Source organism: Paenibacillus sp. NMA1017 (assembly GCF_058895805.1).
In genome coordinates this window covers 20013-43366 of record NZ_JBZXYR010000003.1, presented here as the reverse complement: position 1 = coordinate 43366, position 23354 = coordinate 20013, and the positions used below count along the sequence as shown (strand labels likewise).

General features: G+C 45.0%; 27 protein-coding genes and 1 tRNA gene. 4 read left to right on the top strand and 24 right to left on the bottom strand.

Translation table 11 applies throughout. From position 1 onward, the window contains the following. Positions 1 to 192: 192 nt before the first annotated feature. The 16 genes from dnaB to rpsF form a co-directional block, all read right to left on the bottom strand. Positions 193 to 1551 (bottom strand): replicative DNA helicase, encoded by a 1359-nt coding sequence (gene dnaB, locus AC5ELV_RS08900; protein WP_023991136.1) that lies wholly within the window; start codon positions 1549 to 1551, stop codon positions 193 to 195. Between the two features lie 2 nt (positions 1552 to 1553). Continuing rightward, entirely contained in the window at positions 1554 to 1997 is a 444-nt protein-coding gene (gene rplI, locus AC5ELV_RS08895) for a 50S ribosomal protein L9 (protein ID WP_013312788.1), read from the bottom strand. Next, the gene (locus tag AC5ELV_RS08890) at positions 1994 to 3982 is read right to left on the bottom strand and encodes a DHH family phosphoesterase (protein ID WP_029518947.1); all 1989 of its coding nucleotides are present in this window, start codon (positions 3980 to 3982) and stop codon (positions 1994 to 1996) included. Before AC5ELV_RS08890 ends, rplI begins: the two co-directional genes overlap by 4 nt. 11 nt (positions 3983 to 3993) lie before the next feature. Next, on the bottom strand, positions 3994 to 4911 hold the full coding sequence (locus tag AC5ELV_RS08885; protein ID WP_493429891.1) for a DUF2232 domain-containing protein: 918 nt from the start codon (positions 4909 to 4911) through the stop codon (positions 3994 to 3996). Between the two features lie 5 nt (positions 4912 to 4916). Beyond that, positions 4917 to 5219: a MazG-like family protein gene (locus AC5ELV_RS08880; RefSeq protein WP_013312791.1), complete on the bottom strand. Its 303-nt coding sequence runs from the start codon at positions 5217 to 5219 to the stop codon at positions 4917 to 4919. Positions 5220 to 5340: 121 nt separating this feature from the next. Further along, positions 5341 to 5769: a CBS domain-containing protein gene (locus AC5ELV_RS08875; RefSeq protein WP_013312792.1), complete on the bottom strand. Its 429-nt coding sequence runs from the start codon at positions 5767 to 5769 to the stop codon at positions 5341 to 5343. Between the two features lie 45 nt (positions 5770 to 5814). Next, positions 5815 to 6873 carry an LCP family protein gene (locus AC5ELV_RS08870; RefSeq protein ID WP_493429890.1) on the bottom strand — a complete coding sequence of 353 codons (1059 nt, stop codon included), beginning with the start codon at positions 6871 to 6873 and terminating at the stop codon, positions 5815 to 5817. A gap of 234 nt (positions 6874 to 7107) precedes the next feature. Further along, complete coding sequence (locus AC5ELV_RS08865) at positions 7108 to 8049, bottom strand: D-alanyl-D-alanine carboxypeptidase family protein (RefSeq protein ID WP_493429889.1); 942 nt, start codon at positions 8047 to 8049, stop codon at positions 7108 to 7110. A 159-nt stretch (positions 8050 to 8208) separates the two neighbouring features. Next, the gene (locus tag AC5ELV_RS08860) at positions 8209 to 9174 is read right to left on the bottom strand and encodes an ABC transporter ATP-binding protein (protein ID WP_039272116.1); all 966 of its coding nucleotides are present in this window, start codon (positions 9172 to 9174) and stop codon (positions 8209 to 8211) included. After that, entirely contained in the window at positions 9171 to 10154 is a 984-nt protein-coding gene (locus tag AC5ELV_RS08855) for an ABC transporter ATP-binding protein (protein ID WP_493429888.1), read from the bottom strand. Before AC5ELV_RS08855 ends, AC5ELV_RS08860 begins: the two co-directional genes overlap by 4 nt. 13 nt (positions 10155 to 10167) lie before the next feature. Further along, positions 10168 to 11091, bottom strand: a complete 924-nt coding sequence (gene opp4C / locus AC5ELV_RS08850) for an oligopeptide ABC transporter permease (protein WP_493429887.1) — start codon at positions 11089 to 11091, stop codon at positions 10168 to 10170. Positions 11092 to 11102: 11 nt separating this feature from the next. After that, positions 11103 to 12065, bottom strand: coding sequence for an ABC transporter permease (locus AC5ELV_RS08845; RefSeq protein WP_039272122.1), 963 nt, complete (start codon positions 12063 to 12065; stop codon positions 11103 to 11105). A gap of 68 nt (positions 12066 to 12133) precedes the next feature. Further along, positions 12134 to 13873 (bottom strand): ABC transporter substrate-binding protein, encoded by a 1740-nt coding sequence (locus AC5ELV_RS08840; protein ID WP_493429886.1) that lies wholly within the window; start codon positions 13871 to 13873, stop codon positions 12134 to 12136. A 525-nt stretch (positions 13874 to 14398) separates the two neighbouring features. Continuing rightward, complete coding sequence (rpsR, locus tag AC5ELV_RS08835; RefSeq protein ID WP_013312800.1) at positions 14399 to 14671, bottom strand: 30S ribosomal protein S18; 273 nt, start codon at positions 14669 to 14671, stop codon at positions 14399 to 14401. A 21-nt stretch (positions 14672 to 14692) separates the two neighbouring features. Continuing rightward, complete coding sequence (gene ssb / locus AC5ELV_RS08830; protein WP_013312801.1) at positions 14693 to 15184, bottom strand: single-stranded DNA-binding protein; 492 nt, start codon at positions 15182 to 15184, stop codon at positions 14693 to 14695. 49 nt (positions 15185 to 15233) lie between these two features. Then, positions 15234 to 15518: a 30S ribosomal protein S6 gene (rpsF, locus tag AC5ELV_RS08825; protein WP_013312802.1), complete on the bottom strand. Its 285-nt coding sequence runs from the start codon at positions 15516 to 15518 to the stop codon at positions 15234 to 15236. Between the two features lie 318 nt (positions 15519 to 15836). Here rpsF and AC5ELV_RS08820 point away from each other — a divergent pair, with 318 nt between their 5' ends. Next, a complete protein-coding gene (locus AC5ELV_RS08820) occupies positions 15837 to 16031 on the top strand; it encodes a YjzC family protein (protein ID WP_013312803.1) in 195 nt (64 codons plus the stop codon). A 366-nt stretch (positions 16032 to 16397) separates the two neighbouring features. Next, positions 16398 to 16715 carry a hypothetical protein gene (locus tag AC5ELV_RS08815; RefSeq protein ID WP_493429885.1) on the top strand — a complete coding sequence of 106 codons (318 nt, stop codon included), beginning with the start codon at positions 16398 to 16400 and terminating at the stop codon, positions 16713 to 16715. A 97-nt stretch (positions 16716 to 16812) separates the two neighbouring features. Here the strand turns inward: AC5ELV_RS08815 and AC5ELV_RS08810 are convergent, their stop codons facing one another. Beyond that, positions 16813 to 16947 (bottom strand): hypothetical protein, encoded by a 135-nt coding sequence (locus tag AC5ELV_RS08810; protein WP_493429884.1) that lies wholly within the window; start codon positions 16945 to 16947, stop codon positions 16813 to 16815. A 266-nt stretch (positions 16948 to 17213) separates the two neighbouring features. On the opposite strand from AC5ELV_RS08810, the gene AC5ELV_RS08805 reads away from it, so the two are divergent. Further along, positions 17214 to 17474 (top strand): XRE family transcriptional regulator, encoded by a 261-nt coding sequence (locus AC5ELV_RS08805; RefSeq protein WP_493429883.1) that lies wholly within the window; start codon positions 17214 to 17216, stop codon positions 17472 to 17474. A gap of 187 nt (positions 17475 to 17661) precedes the next feature. Here the strand turns inward: AC5ELV_RS08805 and AC5ELV_RS08800 are convergent. The 3 genes from AC5ELV_RS08800 to AC5ELV_RS08790 form a co-directional block, all read right to left on the bottom strand. Further along, a tRNA-Ser gene (locus AC5ELV_RS08800) sits at positions 17662 to 17752 on the bottom strand. Positions 17753 to 17829: 77 nt separating this feature from the next. Further along, positions 17830 to 18054, bottom strand: coding sequence for a DUF951 domain-containing protein (locus AC5ELV_RS08795; RefSeq protein WP_025723137.1), 225 nt, complete (start codon positions 18052 to 18054; stop codon positions 17830 to 17832). After that, positions 18044 to 18994, bottom strand: coding sequence for a mechanosensitive ion channel family protein (locus tag AC5ELV_RS08790; protein ID WP_493429882.1), 951 nt, complete (start codon positions 18992 to 18994; stop codon positions 18044 to 18046). The genes AC5ELV_RS08795 and AC5ELV_RS08790 overlap by 11 nt, the downstream gene beginning before the upstream one ends. A 374-nt stretch (positions 18995 to 19368) precedes the next feature. Between AC5ELV_RS08790 and yyaC the strand changes: the two genes are divergently transcribed. Next, positions 19369 to 19974, top strand: a complete 606-nt coding sequence (yyaC, locus tag AC5ELV_RS08785) for a spore protease YyaC (RefSeq protein WP_103049709.1) — start codon at positions 19369 to 19371, stop codon at positions 19972 to 19974. Here the strand turns inward: yyaC and AC5ELV_RS08780 are convergent. The 4 genes from AC5ELV_RS08780 to noc all read right to left on the bottom strand — a co-directional run bounded on the left by AC5ELV_RS08780 (position 19928) and on the right by noc (position 23248). Next, the gene (locus AC5ELV_RS08780; RefSeq protein ID WP_013312808.1) at positions 19928 to 20449 is read right to left on the bottom strand and encodes a DUF4446 family protein; all 522 of its coding nucleotides are present in this window, start codon (positions 20447 to 20449) and stop codon (positions 19928 to 19930) included. The genes yyaC and AC5ELV_RS08780 overlap by 47 nt on opposite strands. 197 nt (positions 20450 to 20646) lie before the next feature. Beyond that, on the bottom strand, positions 20647 to 21489 hold the full coding sequence (locus AC5ELV_RS08775; protein WP_013312809.1) for a ParB/RepB/Spo0J family partition protein: 843 nt from the start codon (positions 21487 to 21489) through the stop codon (positions 20647 to 20649). After that, positions 21482 to 22243, bottom strand: a complete 762-nt coding sequence (locus AC5ELV_RS08770) for a ParA family protein (protein ID WP_023991152.1) — start codon at positions 22241 to 22243, stop codon at positions 21482 to 21484. Before AC5ELV_RS08770 ends, AC5ELV_RS08775 begins: the two co-directional genes overlap by 8 nt. Before the next feature lie 186 nt (positions 22244 to 22429). Further along, positions 22430 to 23248, bottom strand: coding sequence for a nucleoid occlusion protein (gene noc / locus AC5ELV_RS08765; protein ID WP_013312811.1), 819 nt, complete (start codon positions 23246 to 23248; stop codon positions 22430 to 22432). Positions 23249 to 23354 lie beyond the last annotated feature (106 nt).

Here is a 23354-nt window from a genome sequence, read left to right as displayed (position 1 = left end):
AGCAGCACTATAAGTGTAACAGCACCATTTTTTAAAGTCAAATAAAAAGCGAACATTATATTACATGAAAATAGTATTGTTCGTAATTGAGAGTTTCATTCCTTATATGAAAATAGTGAATTCTATAAAAAAAGACCCTTTCGAGATCGCGAAATCCGCGTCGAAAGAGCCTTTTCTAATGATACTAATATGTTATCCGGCGAACGCATCCGAATGGGCACGCTCGTAATTAGCGAATTTATTATAATTTTTGAGAAAGACCAACTCTACCGTACCGACCGGGCCGTTACGCTGCTTGGCAATAATAATCTCAATAATATTCTTCTTTTCTGTTTCCTGATTATAGTAATCATCCCGGTACAGAAACGCCACGATATCAGCATCCTGCTCGATAGAACCCGATTCCCGCAAGTCACTCATCATCGGTCGCTTGTCTTGACGCTGCTCCACACCCCGGCTCAGCTGGGAGAGGGCAATTACAGGCACTTCAAGTTCACGAGCGATTTGCTTCAATGTCCGTGAGATTTCAGATACCTCCTGCTGCCGATTCTCGCCTGCTTTGCCTCGTCCGTGAATAAGCTGCAAGTAGTCGATTACGATCATGCCCAGTCCCTTTTCCGTCTTGAGACGGCGGCATTTGGCACGGATATCAGCCACAGTGATGCCGGGCGTATCATCGATATAGATTTCCGCCTCTGACAAGGCGGCAATGCCCATCGTCAGCTTAGCCCAATCGTCGTCGCCTTTAAACTCACCTGTCCGCATGACGTTCGCGTCCAGATTGGCCTCGGCGCAAATCATCCGCTGCACAAGCTGAGCGGCCGACATCTCCAGACTGAAGATGGCTACTGTTTCTTTTGCCCGAACCGCAACGTTTTGCGCAATATTCAGAGCAAACGCTGTTTTACCTACGGATGGACGGGCGGCCACAATGATCAAGTCATTGCGCTGGAACCCCGCCGTCATCTTGTCCAAATCAACAAACCCGGACGGAATCCCGGTCGTGTTGCCCTTGTTCTGATGCAGCAATTCAACGCGGTCAAATACTTCCATCACGACATCGCGTATGGCAATAAAGCCACTACCTGAGCGCCCGTTGGATATCTCCATAATCTTGCGCTCAGCATCGCTCAGCATACCAGCGACATCCTCGCCACTGCTATAGCCTTCGCTCACAATCTGTGTAGCTGCACGAATCAAGCGACGAAGCATCGCTTTTTCTTCAATGATCTGGGCATAGTAATCTACGTTAGCCGCTGTTGGCACCCCGTGAGCCAGCTTCGCCAGATAACTGACACCACCGATATCCTCTAGCTGTCCCTTGTCCTGAATTTTCGAGGTCAGCGTAACCAAGTCAATCGGCTGTCCGGATTCACCCAGCTCAATCATTGCTTCGTAAATCATCTGATGAGCCTTATCATAAAAGTCCTCGGTCTGCACCCGCTCCATTGCGGTAATCAGTGCTTCAGACTGGAGCAAGATAGACCCGATAACCGCCTGTTCAGCCTCCAGATTTTGCGGAGGAATCCGATCAAAAAATTCGCCGCCCATAATTATTCTTCAGTCACCTGTACTTTCAGCGTAGCTTTGACCTCAGGATGAAGCTTAACGGTCATTTGAGTCACGCCCAACGTACGAATCGGTTCTTCCAGCTCAATTTTGCGTTTGTCCAGCTTGATACCAGTTTTAGCTACTGCCTCCGCGATTTGCTTGCTTGTAATCGCGCCGAACAGCCGTCCACCTTCACCAGCCTTCGCCTTGAGCTGAACCGTTGTCTCTTCCAGCTTTTTGCCGAGCGCTTGCGCCTCTTCCTTTTCCTCTTGCTTGCGCTTTTCCTCAGCAGCATTCTGGTTTTCCAGCGTCTTCATATTTCCTTCTGTCGCTGGACGGGCAACACCACGCGGCAACAGGAAATTCGCTGCATAACCGTCCGACACTTCCTTAATTTGCCCCTTCTTGCCTTGGCCCTTCATATCTTTAATGAATATCACTTTCATTCAAATAACCCCTCTTCCCCATCAATTTCGGCCAGCACGTCGACCACTCTGCGCTTAGCTTCCTCCAGCGGGCAATCCAGCTGAACCGCCGCATTCGTCAGATGTCCTCCGCCGCCTAGCCGTTCCATGACGACCTGTACGTTCATGCGTCCGAGTGAACGGGCGCTGATCCCCACCAGGCCGTCAGGACGTTCACTGACCACAAAGGAGGCCAGTACATCCGTCATATTGAGTAATGAATCCGCCACCTGAGCAATCAGGAGCTGCGGTATTTTCTGTCCGGGCTCAGTTACCGCAATAGCGATATGCCCATATATCATTTTAGCATGCTTAATAATTTCCGCCTTAGCAATATATTCATCCAGGTCCTCTTTTAACATGCGCTGGATCATAACAGTATCTGCTCCGCTACGCCGTAAAAAGCCGGCTGCCTCGAATGTACGCGAGCCTGTATGCAGGGAAAAATGCTTGGTATCCACCGTAATCCCTGCCAGCAGTGATGTTGCCTCCAGCGGTGTCAGTTGGACCTTCTCATGAATATATTGCAGCAGCTCGGTCACCAGCTCACAGGCCGATGACGCATAGGGCTCCAAGTAGATCAGAACCGAATCATTAATAAATTCCTCGCCCCGACGATGATGGTCGACAACCACCACCCGACTGGCCGTTTGCACCAGACGCGGCTCAATCGTCATGGAGGCCTTGTGCGTGTCCACCACGACCAGCAGACTGTGCTCAGTCATCAGCTGGAGCGACTGCTCTGGCGTCAAGAGAGCTTGCGATAAATTCTCATCCTTGTTTACCTGCTCCATCATTCGGTCGATAGACGGATTGGATTTATCGAGTACGATATGTGCCTCTACATTGTAAAGTGCCGCAGCCTTCCACACACCGATGGCGGCTCCCACCGCATCCATGTCCGGTATTTTGTGTCCCATGATCAGGACGCGGTCACTCTCCTGCATCAGATCACGCAACGCATGTGCAATCACTCGGGCACGTACTCTGGTCCGCTTCTCGACAGCATTGGACTTGCCTCCGTAAAAGGACAGGCGTTGTCCCGCCTTCACTGCTGCCTGATCGCCCCCACGTCCAAGCGCCATATCCAGACTGGATTGGGCCAGCTCGCCTAGCTCCTTGATGCTCTCTGCACCGAAGGACAAGCCAATACTCAGTGTCATCGGTACTTTCAAATCCGCCGTCATTTCCCTTACGGTATCCAGAATGACGAATCGACTCTGTTCCAGCTCCTGGAGCGCTTTATGATTTAGCATAATGAGATAACGCTCAGAAGATAATCGACGCAAATAAATATTGTACTGATTAGCCCAAGATGTAATCTCGCTTGACACCTTCGCAATAAGCGCGGTGCGCTGCTGATCGTCCATCCCCTGAGCAGCCTCGTCCATATTATCGAGCATGACGATACCGAGCGCCAATCGCTCGTTTTCATACTGCTTGCGTAGCACCGCCAAATCCGTTACTTCATACAAATATATCAGACGCTCATCGGGCACGATCAGAAACTGATAATGACGCTCATCATGCTGTAGCTCCACCTTCAGCTCACGAGCAGGCTCCTTTGTTTCCTTTTTGGTGCTTAGAGCACCTGCGAGTTGAGGAAACAAATCATGAAGAGACTCACCAATCAGCGATTGCTCCTCAAACATCTCCCCGGCAAACCGATTGTGCCATTCTACCGTTCGATTTTCACTGTATAAAATGATGCCGAACGGCAATGTGCTAATCGCTTCCCCTTCCACCCGCTTGATCCGGAAGGAAAGACCGCTGATATATTGATTCAGTTCCCGACGAAAATCCAATTCCGTCTTCAGCATCAGCCCGCCGAGCAAGAATGACAGCAGCAGTCCTATCACACCCAGTTCCCAGTTGTACATGGAAATACATATGACAAGCACTAGCAGCAGCAAAAACGCCCAGACCGTCTGATAGCCGTGCCAGCGTTTTTGTAGAAATTTAGGCATGACTGTTCACCCTATTTCTTTGATCTTGTAATAGCTTCACGCAGCGGAAAGGCCAAATCAATAATACCTATAATGCGGAGCGGCTGGAACACCAGAACGACGAGTGACAGCAGCAACGCAATCACCGGGCTCATTTTACGGCTATGCGTCCAGAAGTATACAAAACCAATTGTCTGGATAATAAAACATGCATGAATCAGCGGCAGCATACTAATGGAGACCATTTGAATCCAACCGCTATCGGAAGACCCTGCTATCCATTCAATTACAATTGCCAGCAGATAATACCAGATCAGCGCGCGCGGTAGCCTCCACTCGCGGGCAGGCTTCATTTTGCGTACTGGTACATCGAGACTGCTCAATGCCGGACGTGCCAAAGCATGCGTAATTACTGCCAATATGAACGAGGTCACGATCAGCACATACGGAATTTTTCCAATCAGCATTGTGCCGAGTTTCTGCGTATCCTCTGCCGTCCAATTCATGTTTGAAAACATCGGATTAGCACTCAAAACCTGCTGTACAATACTTGCCGATATCGCAGCCTGATCACGAAGATACTGCGCAAGATCAAACCCAAAGGAATACGTGGCGATAAACAGAACAACCAACAACTCGGCCAAAATAATGCCCATTCCGGTCATCAACGCCTGAAAAGCAGGTCCTCCCCTTTTATATATCCGTCCCATCATGATTGAAGGAATCAGAAAATAAATCGCAGGGAGCAGCGAATACACATCGAGTAGCGCTATAATTAACAGCACCGGTATGACGTGGACCAGAAATCCTTTGAAAGGCAGCGATGAAAACAATACAGCGCCAGGCACAATCAGCAAAAATACGGTAATGATTCTTAATGGTGTCAATAGAGTCAGCAGCAGAAGCAAATAAATGACGCTCCATGCTACAGTTGCCAAGCGGAATTTCAACGTTTTCACCTCTTACGCATATGTTCTTCCAGTGCGGAAATGTCCTGATACCAATCCTCCAGCTGGTGTCCTTCTTTTCTGTGCTTTCTTAGCTTGTCGATGAGTAGATCATCCAATTCACGGTAAGACACTCCAAGGCGCCTCCCCAAAATATAACTGCTCATCACTAAGCTCGCCAAGCAATCACCAATGCGGGCTGTACTGCCTTCCCACATTGCCTTAAACAGACGGGAGACTTGGTCCAGCACCTCTGTTTTAAGCCATTCAATAACCTTGGCTCGTTTAACTACATCCATTTCTTTAGGCATATGATGAAGAGTCACACCCCTCTGAAAAAGCTTTATTCTCCATTATAGCATATCCTATTCTGAAAATAACTGTTACCCCATAGGGTAAATTGTTATTTTCGGAGCAGCTTTGCCGCTTATTTTAGCTTGAAGTATTAAGCGATTCCCTGGATACAAATTTTTCACAATACTCAATAATCTGGCTGCGACGTACAATGCCAATAAACCGTTCCATATCATCTACGACGGGCACAAAGTTCTGCACCTTAGCCAAATTAATTAAATCCTCCATGTTCGCGTCAATGGATACGGGCTTCATCGTAACCCGCAACGGAACGTCCTTAAGCATAAACTTAGAAGCGTTTTCAAAGGTGATTTTCCCCTCGGACTCTTTCATATGCCACAACAGATCACCTTCTGTAACCGTACCTGTATATCTACCTTCCTTATCCAAAATAGGAACCGCTGTAAAACGGTGATACTCCATCCGTTCCAACGTTTGCCGTAAAGTAGCATCCGCCGTTACACAAGCAACTTCCTGTTTGGGAAGCAAGAAAAAAGCGATATTCATGAGAAACGAATCCCCCTCAAAATCAAATATAAATCCATTGATTACTCACTGAATGTCCTGCTTGTCGGGAAGCCTCAGCGTCTGCGGGGTTGTATCGGAATCTAGCCAGTTTGCAATGATGAGTCTGGCATATTCAAGTTCCTGTTCATTAGCCCGGTCATAATACAGGCCCTTCTTCTTGAACCCTTCCCCCGTAATCGTAAAACTTGAAATTTGTGGATTCCCCTGTGAAATAGCCTGCTTGCCAAGCCCAGTAATAAAAGTAGGTTCCATATCGGTCTTGAAATTGGCTCCCATAATATCGAGCAACTCTGGAATCTTGGTAATTCCGTTGATATTCAGCAGCTTATCCGCCATAGCATTCAAGAAAATTTGCTGCCGTTTTGTACGGTTGAAGTCGCTATCTTCCCGATATCTAACATAATACATGGCTTCCTCACCATTATAAAGCGGCTTGCCCGCCTCAATACGGAACTTGATATGCAGCGGGTTCTTATTCTCAATGGGCTTGTCGATTGGAAGCACAACTCCACCCACTGCATTCACAGCATCCTGAATACCCTGGAAATTAATCGTAGCATAATAATCGGCCTTATGCTCCATCAACCTCTCTACTGTAGCCAAGGACATATCTTCGCCTCCGAACGCATAAGCATGCCCCAACTTATCAAAATCATCCTCGCCATCGCGATTCGGATCATGCCCGGCAATCTGTACGTACGTATCCCTTGGAATGGAAACCAAAAGCACACGCGATTCCGCGGGCCGTACTACTGCATACATAACCGTATCCGAGCGACCACGCGCCTTTTCATTTGGCCTTTGATCCGTACCCAGTAACAGCACCGAAAAAGGTTCCTTACGGTAAGCTACTGTCTCTTGCTGCTGCTGTTCCCCGGATTGTCGCGGCTGATAGGATTTCTCCAACTTGCTTTCCAACGTCGGTGATACAAACCAATCAAAAGCCACCAGTGTTAGCTGTTTGCGGAACAGATAGCCTCCCACTGCAATCAAAAGTAAAACAATACATGAAATATATAGAGCGGTAAACCTCTTTTTCTTTTTGGGCTTTCCACTGGTCCTTCTCCTATGTCTTCTCTCCATAACAGGTACCTTCCTTCTTTCCGTCACAAATCCCATCTCTTCATTAAACCGAATTGGTCCCACATGAAGCGAAAACTTCCCCTCAAAGCATAAAAGGTCTGCTACCTTGTTGTCAAAAGTATCATGGCGTGGTCAGCTTCTCGAATTCATGCCAAAAAAGGCTTCGCCCTTACGGCAAAGCCCAATTCATGTTGATATTCGTATCCTATGTAGCTTTCAAAATCATTTTTTTCCTTAATGTGGAGCCAGTTTCACCAAATTTTGCAGTCGTACCGGGAAAGAAGTCGACAGGGAAAAACCATAATCGAACAACCTCCGTGTCTGCTCAAAACGCTCCTCCTTGCTCGGTGCACCCAGCACCACAGCAACTAGCCGTCTTCCATGCTGCTCAGCTGTACCCGTGAAGCAGTATCCAGCATCGCTTGTGTATCCAGCTTTCAGTCCGTCTGTTCCCGCGTAAGAGTACGGTCCAGCCAAGGAAGGCAGCATCCAGTTCGTATTACTAATGTAGATACCTTTATCCTTCAACTCCATCTGTGTACGGCTGGACGTTCTCAAAATCTCCGGGTGTGACGTAATCAAATAGGAGGCCAACTTTGCCGTGTCGCTTGCTGTCATTTTCGTTTCTCCCAGAATATCCTCAGGGTGATTCGGCCCCAATTCACTCTGACCGGCCCCAGATGCATTGCTAAAGCGACTATCGGATGACAACCCAATTTGGGCAGCTTTCCCATTCATACGTTTCACAAAAGCTGATTCATTCCCTGCTGAGCGCTCCGCTAACGCGACAGCAGCATCATTCGCTGAATACACAACCATACTCTGGAACAATTCGGATACGGTCATCCTTTCACCATACCGGAGGGACAGATTTACACCCCCCACCGTACTCGCGTAACGGCTAATTCGCACTTCATCATTCCAGCCTAACCGTCCGGCCCGAATATCCTCCAGCACCAATAGCTCAGTCATGAGCTTGGACATATTTGCGGAAGGCATAGGCGTATCACCGTTCACATCCATCAGCAATTCCCCAGTATGCATGTCCATCAGCACCGCAGCCTCTGCATCCACATTCGGCTTTCCGATCAACAGGCGGGGCCCAAGTGTAATAAAAATCAATATAATAAGTACCGGGACGACAATAGCCCAACGTAACCAGTGTTTTTTCATCATCGTAATAACCTCCATACTTTATTAGACGATGAAAAATCCATTTTGTCTGCAATTTTTCGAAAAAAAGATACAATTTTTTTACCTTTCTTATTCCACGCCAAAATATCCGTCAATTCTACTTTCAGAATGACGGATATTTTGCTTCCTAATTATTATATTTTAAGCAAAGTGACAGGCTACAAAATGCTGATCGCCCGCATCGCGGTATACCGGAGTCTCTGTTTTACAACGCGCTTCTGCCATAGGACAACGTGTATGAAACTTGCATCCTGAAGGCGGATTGGCCGGAGATGGGATGTCTCCTTTCAACACAATCCGTTGTCTCTTGATCGTGGGATCGGGAATCGGTACTGCCGATAGCAGCGCCTTCGTGTACGGATGAAGCGGATTACTGAACAGTTCCTCCTTGGAGGAAAGCTCTACCATTGAACCCAGATACATCACACCAATCCGGCTACACAGATGCTCGACTACACTTAGATCATGCGAGATGAACAGATAGGTCAGTTGGCGTTCCTGCTGCAAATCACTTAACAAGTTAATGATCTGGGCCTGAATAGACACATCCAGAGCAGATACCGGCTCGTCAGCCACAATAAAATCAGGATTCAAAATCAAAGCCCTAGCAATCCCGATCCGCTGACGCTGACCACCAGAGAACTCATGCGGATACCGATCATAATGATACGAGGACAGCCCGCAAATGTTCAGCGTTTCATTGACCTTCTTCCGCAGCTCACTACGATCAATCAACCCGTGATCCAGCAACGCCTCTCCAATGGCTTCACCGACCTTAATTCTCGGATTCAGTGAGCTAAAAGGGTCCTGAAAGACGATTTGTAGCTTTGGACGAAGCGCACGAATCTGCTCTTTGTTTAACGCATGCAAGTCTTCGCCTTTATATCGTACCGATCCCTCTGTCTTATCCATCAATCTGAGAATCGTACGTCCAATCGTACTTTTGCCGCAACCCGATTCTCCTACCAGACCGAAGGATTCACCCTTATGAATGTTAAAAGATACATCATCGACCGCTTTCACATGTCCGACCGTACGCTGAAAAATCCCGCCTGTGATCGGGAAATACTTTTTCAGCCCTTCCACTTGAATCAAAGGCTCGCTCATACCCGTTGCCCTCCTTCTTCCTCATATAGCCAGCAGGCAACCTTATGACCATTCTCCTTTTCATTCAAAGGAGGAGCCTGATCCTTGCAAATTTGCATACAATGGGAGCACCGATCATGGAAATGGCAATTTTCTCCCAGCTCAATCGGGTTTGGTACCTGTCCTGGGATGGAATACAGTCGATCCATTTTCTGATTAATGACGGGCTTCGCCTTTAATAAACCTTGCGTATATGGATGTTGCGGATTTTTAAACAGCTCAATGACAGGCGCCTCTTCAATGACGTTTCCAGCATACATAACAACTACATAATCCGCCATTTCTGCCACGACGCCCAAGTCGTGCGTGATGAGCATAATGGACGTTTTAAGCTTATCCTTCAAATCCCGCATTAAATCTAGAATCTGTGCCTGAATCGTAACATCCAGTGCCGTTGTTGGTTCATCCGCAATCAATAGCTTCGGATTACAGCTTAATGCGATGGCTATCATGATCCGCTGGCGCATACCGCCACTCAATTCATGAGGATAGGAATGGAATATTTCTTCCGACCGCGAAATCCCCACCAAATTAATCAGCTCAATTGCTCGAGCATGTGCTTCTTTTTTACTCATTAATGTGTGCATCAGCAACGGCTCCGTGATCTGTTCCCCAATCGTAAGCACGGGATTCAGAGAAGACATGGGTTCCTGAAAAATAATCGAGATGTCATTGCCGCGAATTTGCTGCATTTGACCTTTATTGAGTTTTAGGAGGTCCTTGCCCTCAAACCAGATTTGTCCGTCTGAGGTGTGGGGAGAATCAATCAACCGCATCATCGTCATCGCTGTTACACTTTTACCGCAGCCAGATTCTCCTACCACACAGAGCGTTTCACCCTCACGAATTTTAAAACTGACGTCATTGACCGCTTTGACAGTTCCGTTAGAGGTATGAAAGTGGGTTTTCAGGTTACGAAATTCAATCAAAGCATTTTCCATAAACGTTCGTCTCCTACTTCTTCATTTTAGGGTCTAGCGCGTCACGCAAACCGTCACCAATCAGGTTAATCGCTACAACTGTAATTAGAATACACATACCCGGTGGGACCCATATCCAAGGCCGTTTGCGGAAGTCAATTAGGTTATTCGCAGCCGATATCATGTTCCCCCACGAAGGTGTGGGCGGCACAACGCCGATTCCCAAGTAACTGAGTGCAGATTCTGTAATAATCGCACCCGCTACCCCAAGCGTAGCCGTAACAATAATGGTAGGAATGGTGTTCGGCAGCAGATGTCGGAATATTTTACGGCGGTCTCTCAAGCCCAGCGCTTCCGTCGCTTGCATGAACTCTTGTTCACGCAGTGTAAGAATCTGTCCCCTGACCAGACGGGACAAGCTAGTCCAGCTCAGGACCCCGATAATGAGCATCAGAAAATAAATGCGATCCGACGGATCGACCTTCAAATCCGACAGAACAGCACCTAAAATAATAAGCAGTGGTAATGTAGGGAGTGCCATGAAAATATCGGCAATCCGCATAATAACCGTATCCACGCCTTTACGATAAAACCCTGCCAGCGCACCCAGCGTCGCTCCGATCATAACCGAAATAAACGTGGCGACCAGCCCTACCGTCAAGGAAATACGGCCAGCCAGCATCGTACGCAGCAAAATATCCCTACCAAACTTATCTGTACCAAGCCAGTACTTAGCATTAGGCGATAAATTTTTGTCAGCTAGCTTGTAATCATCTAGATGATAAGGTGAAATCATCGGTCCAAAACTACAAATGACAACCATCAGAATTAATATAACGAGACCAGCCAAAGCCAGACGGTTTTGGTTAAAACGGCGAACGGCGATTCTCCATGGAGACGCTTCAGGACGGATCGCCGCCTTTTGATTCGTTTCAATCGTGACTGTTTCTGCGGACAATAGTATCCCTCCTACTTCAAGCGAATTCTTGGATCTGCCATGCCATACAATACATCAGAGAGCAAATTACCGATAAGCGTAAGTACCGCTAAGAAAATCGTGAAACCCAACATAAACGGATAATCCCGCATACTGATCGACTCCAGATAGACCTGACCCACGCCTGGCCACACAAATACCTTCTCCAGAATCATCGCCCCACCAAATAAGGCCGGAAGCTCGAAGCCAAGTAGTGTGATGGCTGGAATCAGTGCATTGCGCAGTGCGTGCTTGAAAATAACTGTACGTTCCTTCAAGCCTTTGGCGCGTGCGGTACGAATATAATCCTGACGAATGACCTCCAACATGCCTGTACGGAAATACCGGGTCAGACTTCCTGTGCTCAGCATCGTAAGTACGAGTGTCGGCAGGAACATGTGCTTGAGAACATCCACCATATATGCCCACGAGCCTGGCTCCATCCCTGCTGTGGTCATGCCCCCAACCGGGAGAACTCCCCACTCCAGGGCAAATATTTTGATGACCAATAGACCAATAAAAAATGAAGGCAGCGACATACATAAGAAAATGAATAATGTGACAAACTTATCGAATAATGAATATTGGAATTTAGCTGAAAATACTCCTGCAATAACTGCAATCAGCCAGCTAAAAATAAGACTAAAAAAAGCGATAATAAATGAGTTCCATACATAATTGCCAATGACCTTCGTTACCGGCTGCTTATGCTGTAATGAATCACCCATATTCCCCTTTAACATATTACCGGCCCATATAAAATAGCGTTGGTACTCCGGTTTATCCAGCCCGTAGATATGTCGTAGCTGCTGCGCCTTTTCGGCCGTCATATTCGGGTTCTGCTTGGCTGTAATATAATCACCCGGCACCATGGCTGAAATCGCAAATACGATAATGGATATGCCAATAAGTGTGGGGATGAGTTGCAGCAGTCTTCGAATAATGTACTGCTTCATATTCATTCCTCCAGACGAATAAAGTGATATGCCCAGCTCGTGAGAGCTGAGCATACGATTGGCAACCCTTATTGAGCGATCTGAGCGTTATGCAGAGTGAACTCAAAGTCTTTGTAAGGCGTAATTTCTAAACCAGATACACGTCCATTAACTGGCCACATATCTCTGCGTTGGTACATAAAAATAGTTGGTAGATCCTTATTCAGCTCTTGATAGAGCTGTTTGTAAATCAATTTGCGTTTCTCTTGATCCAGTTCATGCTTACCAGCAAGCGTCAATTCATCGACCTTCTTATTGGAATAGCCGATATCATTTTGTGCACCATTCGTAATAAAAGTCGTTGTATCCGGGTCTGGAGTTAAGCCCCAAGCCGCGAAGAACATATCGAACTTGCCCGTATCCTTTTTATCCATAATGGCATTGAAATCTAGGGTTTCGGACGTCAGCTTGATGCCCAGTTCCTTATAGTTATTGGACATGATTGGCAGCAAGGCCTCTACTACGGGATTATCAGCAGTTGCAGAGAAGTTAATGGTCAGCTTTTCGCCGTCCTTTTCGCGAATTCCGTCAGCGCCAACCTTCCAGCCTGCTTCATCCAGCAAAGCCTTCGCTTTAGCTGTATCAAATTCATATTTCTCGATGCCTTCATCCGTATAAGACCAAGATTCTGTAGATTGTGGAATGTTAATAACATTCGCATATGGACCATATACGCCCTGCACAATCTCCTTGCGGTTCAAGCCAATGGTCAGAGCCTGACGTACTTTAGGGTCTTGAAATTTCTTTTCTTTGTGATTAAACGCAATGTATCCATAGCCGTTCGTCGGCATAATATTCACGTCCAAGAAGCCCAGAGACTTCAATTCCTCTACGTTATCTTCAGTGACCGTAACGTTGTCCATGTCCGTTTCACCTGTTTGTAGCATAGACAGGTTTGTTTCTTCTGTTGTTGTTTTAAAAATAACTGACTTCACTTTTGGTGCGCCTTTGAAGTAGTTTGGATTCGCATCAAGAACGACTTGTTGACCCGGGGAGAAGCTCTTCAGTACATACTGACCAGAACCGATTGGCTTATTATTAAGCGCCTTAATGCTGTCCAGGTTACCCTTTTTGAACCCTTTTCCGTAATAAGCTTCTGGCATGAAGTATTGCTCACCCAGAAAATCCTTTGTATACGCTGTTGCTTCTGTAACCGTTACCTCTACTGTGTTATCATCAATGACTTTGATACCAGAGATATCATTCGCCTTGCCATCGTGATACTCTTTACCGCCTTTAATCTTAAAAGACAAAACATCCGTTTCTCCATCATAATTCGGATCATGCAGCACCTTGAGAACGAAAGCATAATCCTTTACGGTTACTGGCGTGCCATCACTATACTTCACGCCTGGTTTCAGATGGAATGTATATTTTAGACCATCCGGTGATACATCAACCTTGTCAGCCAAGCTATTTTCATATGTACCATCTGCCTTCACCTGCAAGAAGGAATCAAATACTGTTCTGACTACATATAAATCGTAAGTCGTTTGCCAGAATAGCGGGTTAAATACCCCTTTAGGTGATGTCATACCTACTACAATGTTATCTTTCCGATTAGTCGCTCCCGGAGGATTTTGCGACAGATCAGTCGCTTTAATAACGCCCTCCGTAACAGGTGCACTTCCTTCATTTCCCTCTGTTTTATTGTCCGCATTGCCTTGCTGTGGCTGTGCCTCATTGGCACCTCCGCTACATCCTGCAAACAGAACACCAACGATCGTAAGCATCATAAGCAAAGAAACCCATTTCTTCGTCTGCATCATCCTGTTAATCCCCCTTAGTCGGTTCTTTATTTAACAGCCTGTCTCATTCCTGCGGTGATTCGTTAAAGCTTGAGGTTTGAAAATGAAGTTTGCACATCCTCCTTACTGTCTTAATAGCGTAAACACGTGTTTTAGACCTCTGGTCAATTTTGTGCGTTAACAACCATTACATTTTTATTAAGGTTTATCTTAAGTGTAAAATAATATCACGTCAATATCTTTTTTTATGTAATATAAAAATGCAAAATATCTATTTATGTAAAGTTTATGAATTTTACTTGTGGGAAATGACAAAAAAACAGGACTTTATGTAATAAATAATAACATTCAGGAGTGTCAAAATGTTTACTCTGGCGAGTTGGGGAGCCTGCAATTTCACAAGCCGTTAAAAGGTATACTATGGTTTATGGGTAAACATGGATTGTATTATTAGTAAGTTACAATAGATGGGACTTGTTGTCAATATAAAAAATCACAAAAAAAGACGCTCCCGGGATCGGGAACGTCTCTTTTTTCCATCCACTACTATTCAGTAGTGTAAGGAAGCAATGCGATTTGACGGGAACGTTTAACAGCGATTGTCAACATACGTTGATATTTCGCACTTGTTCCAGTCACACGACGAGGAAGAATTTTTCCACGTTCGCTGATGAATTTTTTAAGCAGGTCTGTATCTTTATAGTCAATGTGAGTAATTTTGTTCACAGTGAAGAAACATACTTTACGACGTTTGTTGCGACCACCACGACGAGCTGGTCTTTTGTTATCGTCTCCGCCTTCTCTTTGTCTGAAGCCCATTCTTTGTCAGTCCTTTCCCAATTAAAATGGTAAATCATCATCCGAAATATCGATCGGTTTTCCGTCATCGGAAAAAGGATCCTGATTGTTTCGCGAGTTATTATTCCCGCGTCCACTATTGCTGTTACCGCCTCCGAAAGGAGACTCCTCACGCGCAGCTCCACCGCTATTGCCGCCACCGTTACCGCCATCGCGGTTAGATTCCAAGAAACGCACATTATCAGCTACAATTTCAGTCACGTATACACGTTTTCCTTCATTGTTCTCATAATTACGCACCTGAACACGGCCTTCAACAGCCGTTAAACGACCTTTGCGAAGATAGTTAGCGCATGTTTCAGCAAGCTGACGCCAGGTTACGATCGGCAAGAAATCCGCTTCCCGTTCGCCGCCTTGACTCGTAAACGGACGGTCTACAGCCAGGGTGAACTGGGTTACTGCTACACCAGACGGTGTATAGCGCAGCTCTGGATCTTTGGTCAAACGACCGATCAGAATGACACGGTTCAACAATCCAATCCCCTCCTTTGAGCGTTGTTCATTACATAATCACGTACAATAATTAAGCTACGTCGTTCGTAATGAGATAACGAATTACTTCGTCAGAAATTTTCATGATACGCTCAAGCTCAGTAACAACAGCAGGTTCTGCTGTGAAGTTTACCAGAACGAAAGAACCATCACGGAATTTCTTGATCTCATACGCAAGACGGCGTTTAGTTACATCGTGACTCGTAATTTCGCCACCGCCGTTAGAGATGATACCTTGGAATTTATCGACTGTCGCTTGAACAGCTTCTTGTTCAATGTCAGGACGAATAATATACATCGCTTCATATTTGCGCATTCTTTACACCTCCTTATGGACATAAGGCCCTCAATCTCAGTTGAGAGCAAGGAACGAGCCTAAGCTCGCACTAAAACAGTTTACCAAATCGAACAACTGAATGCAACCTACAAATTCAATACACAAGCCTAAAACGGCTAAAAACACTGAGTATCATTAGCTTTATACAATTATGTAGCATATCAAAAATTTCGCATATATAAAGGAAATCATTTGATTCGCTCAGTATCTGTGTACCCAGTTTCGCATGTTTCTGTTCAAGACAGCGCACAATAACCGTTGCAGTCCAAATTCATTTATCTAAGGAGGCAGCACCGTATGGGTGAAAAGACTGAGTTTGAACCAGGGGATAAGGTCCCAAACGACGGCGTATATATGGAGGTTGGAGAAAAGAGTTTCCATACTGAAATCCAAAATCCGCAGCAAGTCACGCTGGAAAGAGGCGATTCTTTTCCGGAGACCGCCAACCATAATCGCAAGTGGAAGAAAAAAACGAAAGCTCGCGTCCACTAATGTATATTTCTTCGGAATCCTGGCCATATTATGATTAGGCGATACAACAGAGAGGTGTGGTTCCGTTGGACGACGTAGCCGAACAAACTGTTAGGAGATCCATTCAGGGCATTAGAAGCGTTAGGTTTGTGTAAAAGGACACTGTCTTTTCAACACGGTATTGCTAGTCAGTACACCGAGTTTCATGATGTGATTGGACAGATCGTATCCTGTTAAAAATGTATCGCCTACGATGGAGGACCTTTGTGGTCCTCCTTTGTTGCATTATCGGACTTTTTGCATATCCTGGTAAAATGCAGATTAATTCAGCTCCTTCTGCTAGAATATATCCAAGTACAAAGACCTACTATCTACGGAGGTTTAAAGATGAGCTATTCTCGAATATTAAAGTGGATATCAGGTATATTCGAATTGGTGCTTGCCGTACCGATTGTGGGGGGAGCTATTGTCGTGGGGACCGGCTACTCGGCTCTAGGATTTATGCTTGTCCTGCATGCAGTAACACTTATCCTGTCGTTACGCAATCAGGAGGCGATCTACGGCTCTGTATGGGGAGTACTCACGTCTTTGCTGGCCTGGATACCCTTTGTAGGCTGGGCACTCCATTTGATTGCAGCGATCCTTCTGATGATCTCTGGCTCAAAAAAAACAAAACGCTATCATTACCCGCCTAACCAGCTATAACAAAAGAGTGCTCCTAACAGCAATGATTTCTCTGCTGTCAGGAGCATTTTTTTGCTGTAATGATACCTCTCAGAAGGAACAACCTAACCCTTGTCTTTTACAAGGTCGAGCTGTATGTCTCCCCTTTCTCGCAGACACAGCAATTCATCGAACAGGAAATCTCATACATATGCGGCAAATCATATGGTCCGTATACCATCGAAGCCCATTCCAATCCCAACGATTTACTCATACATCGTTTCCCCTTTCCTAATGAAAATAAAGTTATCCTTCTTTCCAAGTAATATGGAGCAAAAGTATGTAAATCTAAAACCAATAAAACTTAACAAGTACTACTTTATTAGTAATACAATACAAGAAAATAGTACTACTCGGTGAGTAGTATGTCAATGGGATATACGAAAAAAGTTTTACGATATAGGTAGTGTAGGATATAATACAAATAACTAATTTAGTAATTTTGTAAACCACAATATTTCCTTAAGGAGGCTCATTAATGTGAGTCAAATTCATTTTAAATTGAGTGAAACACTACAAATGATTGGAGCTACACGTAACAAGATCGCGGTGGAGTCGAAAACAAGACCTGCTACAATTCTTGATTTAGCAAGTGGCGATACAAAAACCATTAAGCTGGAAACCTTGGTCAATATCTTAAATGCGATAAACGAAATCGCCCGTAGCCACGGCTTGGAACAAACATTTGGTATTGAAGATATCATTCAGTACGTCCCTCAAAGCACAGAAAATACGCGCTAATCCACTTTGGGATAGCGCGTACTTTTTTTAATAATACGATTCTTACCTTCCAAAAAGTATAAAACCCTTCTAAGTTCTTTACTTCGTGAACACGATAGCAGCATATATACCTTCAAAATATCTTCCATGAATCAAAAAAATCTCCTACACCCAAGGCGTAAGAGATCGGTTTATTTAATGAAGTTAGTGGCGGAAAGAGTGGGAGTCGAACCCACGCACGCCTTGCGACGCCTAACTGATTTCGAGTCAGCCCCCTTAGACCTCTTGGGTACCTTTCCGCAGCAAGGATAATTATATCATCATTGCAACTGTGACGCAAGCTGATTCTGGTTCATCACCATTCATCTTTCTTGGCTCAATTCGCTTCTGTGTTTTGCTCGTCGGCGTTGGCCTTTGATCGCAGCACTTTCTTCATGTTCTTTTCGAACTTGGCACGCGGAATCAGCACACTATGCTGGCAACCGACACATTTGATTCGAATATCCATCCCCATGCGGATAATTTCCATCTCATTCGTTCCGCACGGATGAGGCTTCTTCATCTGTACAATGTCCCCTAGTTCAAATGACTTACGCTCCACCCTTCTCTCCCCCTTTTTTGCCTTGCTCATCTTCTTTTTCTAGGGTTATCGCCGTCTCCAAGGCGGCCTGACGATGTTCCTCATCCTCTAGAGCCTTCTTGATGTTATTCTGAATATCACGCTCTACCACGGCCCCTGTATTCGGCATACATTCTGCCACAACACGCACAATATACTCTGAGGTGGTCATGGACTGAACCCCTAACACATCCGGTATATTAAGTATCTGTACATTGGACTCTTCAATGCCTTGGATTGCCTGTTTTACCAAGCCAACTGCTTCCTCCAGGCTACGCTCGGCCTTCATGGGTACATCCACTACCGCCAACGCATTAGACATGGAGAAGTTCGTTACCGTTGTAATTGAGCCGTTTGGTAAAATGTGCACCTCACCTTTCCAGCTCACCAATCTAGTTGTACGCAGCCCGATCATTTCCACCGTACCCTTGAAAGTACCTGTTTGAATGACGTCTCCTACGGCAAATTGATCTTCAAAAATAATAAAGAATCCAGTAATTACATCCTTAACCAAGCTCTGTGCCCCAAAACCAACGGCTAATCCAAGCACTCCAGCTCCAGCAATCAGAGGGCCGAGATTAATGCCCATTTGCGATAGCACTAGCATAATTAAAATAAAATTAAATACAATATTGGTTACATTTTTCAGCAACTCTCCAACGGTTGTTAACCGCCTTGTATTTAATCGGAACCTGCCGTTATCTCCCTTTTGTTGCATCGACTTATCTATAATTTTATTAATAACTCGAATAAAGATACGTGTGATGATAAAAATAATCGCGATTTTCAAAATTACAAATAAAAAGGTCGACCACATCGCACTATCAGTAAGCCATTTCCATACAGCATCCTTCCAGTGAATCGCATCTTTCACTACGTCATCCGTACCTACATTATCGGCTAACCAATGTATAAAGGTCATGCTGTACTCCTCCTTAAACAAGGGAACTACTCTTCCTGCTTCCCGAATTCTATTTCCTACTATCAGGATTTTGCAAAATTCGATTCCAGTCGCTCCGAAGTGCAAGATATAGACGAACTAGACCATTTCGATCTATATCTTGTTCATTAGAAGTCGCTTATTGGATTTTTGCAAAATCCTCACTATATAAGCTTATCTACTGACTTCAAACATATGGCTATGAATAATCTACTTCCTTCGAGTATAAAAGCACAAGTTTATCCATATACTAGCTACTATCTTGAGCATAAATGTTACCCGCAGGCTAATTGTTATTCTCCAAGGTACAGCGAGCATAACCCGCACACTCCATTACAGAACGAAAGGAAGATTCCATGACTCATCCATCTGACTTCATTCCGGGGCAAGAACCCCTAAGCTTAAAAATATCACACACAGACCCCGGGATCCAATCAGCCATCATCCATCGTCTGCTGTTCCATCTGCATCAGGCGCCGAGTCTGCAAAATATCGTCATTATTTGCATCGGCACCGACCGTTCTACTGGAGATTGCCTGGGTCCGCTCGTAGGTACGCATTTATCACGCTACAAAAGCCCTCTGTTTAACCTATACGGTACATTAGAGGAGCCTGTACATGCCATGAACCTGCAAACGACGCTGAACGGCATACAAGACCGATATGAACAGCCTTATATCATTGGCATAGATGCATGTCTTGGACAAACCTCCAGTGTTGGATGCATTCAGGTTTCAGAAGGCCCTCTCAAGCCGGGAGCAGGTGTAAATAAAGAATTACCGCCGGTCGGCGATATCCATTTGACTGGTATCGTTAACGTCGGCGGCTTCATGGAATACTTCGTGCTGCAAAATACGAGACTAAATTTGGTAATGAAATTATCAGATATTATTGCTGGCAGCCTATACTCCGCGATTAAGGAGTGGCATTACCGTTCTGTCCTGCTTGCTGCGCAAGAGTAACGGCTTCTTTTTCTTCAGGTGATAAGGAATAGGTGGATTGTCCCGCCTCCAGAGGCTTGGCATACACATATGATCCATCTCGGTTATAAATGCCGGTTAATACCATGCCATCCTGATTGTCGTCTACAATAGCCAGAGAAAAGCTTAAATCGCTTCCTCTCTCACCAAAGGCATTATAGCGTTTGATACCTATATGTCCCTTTAAGCCAGTCAGTTTGCTGCGTAGTGATTTCATACTTGCACGATGGGTTTCCTGCTCATCCTCAATCGTATCCATCTGTACCTTCAAATCAATCAGCAGCGTTTCCAAATTCTCGACACCGCTGCCTGCCATCATGGTTTCATACTTTCGCCGCATCTTCTTCAGTTTTGCACCCTGCACGATAATAACAATCAACAGGATGAGCAAAATAAGCACGATCCCTGCAACGATTCCGGCAAGCTGTTCCATGATTAGTCCATTCAATTCAGCCATATGCTCGCTTCTACTCCTCTACCTCAAAAATCATGTTACTGCATACTTATATTTTATATGTTTGAGAACAGCGAAACAAATAACACAAGGCTATTAGTTTATCCATCAAAACCATTCTAATTCCTGCAATTCCAGACAAAGCAAAGACATATCTCACTTTCCATTGGCTCAAGGAGACATGTCCATATTTTAACAAACTACTGTAATAGCTCCAGTAATCTTTCCAAATCCTGCTGGCTGTAATAATTCAATTCAATTTTGCCTTTATCCTTATTGTGCTTGATCTTCACAGTTGTTTTAAAGCGTTCACGCAGGGACTCTTCCATATGATCAATATAGGGGTCCTTTTTTCGTACCTTTGTTTTGGCTTTCGCCTCACCAGGCTTATGATCCAACTGCTGTACAGCTTCCTCCAGTTCGCGAACACTCCACTGCTGTTCAATACATTGCTGTGCTAACTGTTTCACCATGTCTGGATCTTTGAGCCCAACAATAGCTCTAGCGTGTCCCATAGACAATGTTCCACGTGAAACATGATCTTTAACTTCTTCAGGCAATGCGAGCAAACGAAGGAAATTGGCAATATGAGAACGTGATTTCCCCACTTTCATGGACAACTCTTCCTGAGTTAAAGAAAACTGATCCATTAATCCCTGATAAGCTACTGCTACTTCCATTGCATTCAAATTCTCACGCTGCAAGTTCTCAATCAGGGCAATCTCCATCACCTGCTGATCCGTAAAATTGCGAACAACCACAGGTATCGTCGGATTCCCACAAAATTGAGACGCCCGAAACCGTCTTTCCCCGGCTATGATTTCATATCCTCGCAATACACTACGTGCAATAATAGGTTGGATAACACCGTGCTGACGAATGGATTCGGCTAATTCCTTAATGGACTCTTCATCAAACGTTTTGCGAGGCTGGTACGGGTTCGCACGCAACTGGCTGAGCGGAATGTCAACAACCTTATCCTCTTCATTGACCGTAAGGGAGGGAATGAGTGCATCAAGTCCTTTTCCCAACCGTTTACTCATAAGATACCACTTCCTTTGCCAACTCAATATATACCTCTGCCCCACGGGAACGGGGATCATACGTAATAATGGACTGGCCATGTGATGGTGCTTCGCTGAGTCTCACATTGCGTGGAATAATCGTCTGATAAACCTTGCTTTGAAAATATTTTTTCACTTCTTCAATCACCTGAATACCCAAATTCGTGCGGGCATCAAACATGGTTAACAACACACCTTCAATTTGCAATGAAGTGTTCAGATGTTTTTGCACTAATCGCACGGTATTCAACAATTGACTTAATCCTTCCAATGCGTAATATTCACACTGAATTGGAATAATGACCGAATCGGAAGCCGTCAATGAATTGAGCGTCAAAATACCCAGCGATGGAGGGCAATCAATTAATATATAATCATAATTATGCTTAACGAGTTGAAGCGATCTTTTTAATCTCAATTCGCGAGAAATGGTCGGCACCAGTTCTATTTCCGCGCCTGCTAACTGAATGGTTGCCGGAATAATATCTAATCCCTCAACCTGTGTACTGACAATAGCTTCACTAGGATCAACCTCGTTAATGAGTACATCATAAATGCAATTTGCCACATCCGCCTTATTGATACCCACACCGCTGGTTGTATTACCTTGCGGGTCGATATCCACGAGCAATACCCTTTTGCCGAGGGAAGCAAGTCCGGCGCCCAAATTAACGGAAGTAGTTGTTTTGCCTACTCCGCCCTTTTGATTGGCTACGGCTATAATTTTTGACACTTCATTCACCTCATAATTTAATCGGAATCCTGCTACACTCCACGATTGCAAAATGCTCTATGGAGACGTTACTTAGTCCTTAACTTACGGATAACGGCAATTTCAGAATAGAATTGAGTATGCTGCGGTTTTATTCGGCGTTAGACAGAAAAAGCGGCAATTGCTGCCGCCTGTACGCTTCATCCCTTACTTACGTTTGGGAATTTGAATGACAATCTCATAGTGATCCTCATGATCAGATTCCTTGGTTTTGATATCCAAGCCTGAGCCAGACACCATATCAATGGATTGACGAATCGTATTCAGCGCAAGCCGGACATCCTTGGTAAAGGAAATCCGCTTTGATTTCTTATTCGTGGATACTTGTTTATAAAAGGCAACTCGTGCCTCTGTCTGCTTCACATTGAGTTCTTTGGCAATGACTTCATCTAAAACCTTGTACTGTAGTTCTTCGGTCTCTAATGACAATAATGCACGAGCATGACGCTCGGATACCTTCCGTTCCATTAGAGCCTCTTTCACTCTCTCCGGCAGATGAAGCAGCCGTATCTTGTTAGCAATAGTGGATTGGCTTTTGCCAAGTCGTTGAGCAAGGCTTTCCTGGGTGAGTTGATGTAGATCAATCAGCTTTTGGTAAGCTACAGCCTCTTCAATCGCAGTTAACCCTTCCCGTTGAAGATTCTCAATCAACGCGATGGATGCAGCTTGTGAATCATTAAACTCACGAACAATGGCTGGAATAGTTTCCATACCCAGCTTGGTGACAGCTCTCCAACGACGTTCCCCTGCTATAATCTCATATTGTCCATTACGGAAACGAACGACAATCGGTTGAATTACACCATGCGTCTTAATGGTCTGGCATAGCTCATCAATCTTCTCGTCGTCAAATATGGTGCGGGGCTGATAAGGACTGCTGACAATATCCCGAACTGGAATTTGTTTTATTTCGTCCCCAGTAGATCGCTCCGTCAAACCAAATAGCTTGGAAAATTGTTCTTTCATTCCGTATAATACCACCTAATTTCATAATAGCACCATACTAACAGCGCTTCGTGAAAAACAGTTCCTTACGCGGATCGTAGACCCTTTTATATGAAACAGCGCCGTA